The 660-nt window shown below is 42.1% G+C and carries 1 protein-coding gene; it reads right to left on the bottom strand.

All coding sequences use genetic code 11. The features are described from left to right. Positions 1-195: 195 nt before the first annotated feature. A complete protein-coding gene (locus tag ACFIO5_RS12230) occupies positions 196-600 on the bottom strand; it encodes a hypothetical protein (protein WP_375705551.1) in 405 nt (134 codons plus the stop codon). Between the last annotated feature and the right edge of the window lie 60 nt (positions 601-660).

Genomic DNA, 660 nt, shown 5'->3' with positions numbered 1-660 from the left:
CATCAAGCCGGTAGAGAATTTCTTCCCAAAAAGGGGTTCTGACACGGCGAACCCGTTGAGCTCCATCAAGAGCAACGGTTATTGTCATTGTTGGTTCATGAAGACAGAGATAACCATGAGCGGTAATATGTTCCCAAAGTGTGGTAACAAATTGCACATCATTTGCGGGCGTTCCAGCATCAATCCAAGCAAAATCTATTGGTCCCCAAGATTTGAGCGTTTCATCATCAAGAGAGAAGAAATATGGATAAATGTTACCATGTCTTTTTCAATGCTGTTGTCTTGGAGTGGTTTTTGCCATGCTTGTTCGGCGGATTGACCTTCTGCTGAAAAATCATCGATGGTGATCAATCGTGGTTGATAATTCTCAAGGACTCCTGAAGGGTCAAGAAAAGCTGTACGTTCTTCAAAAGTGGTAGATCTTAAAAGTTTTTTATCCTGTTGCCATGCTTGTTTTGCTTTTTGCAGTGCTGTAGCAATCAAGCATGTGCTATCCCCCGCACCGATTTCAAGGACTGTGCGTGGTCTTGCCATTTGAATGAGCGTGTAAAGAAGCTCAATACTGTTTTCTGTTCCCATACCAGGTCTTATCAGAGGCATCTTTTGATCCTTATCATTTTACCAAGCGTAGCATTCCCGCTTTGATAAAAAATATTGTTG

The organism is Bartonella sp. AA86SXKL (assembly GCF_042196885.1).
The sequence above is the reverse complement of the archived record's forward strand: the minus strand, read 5'-3'. Positions and strand labels throughout refer to the sequence as shown.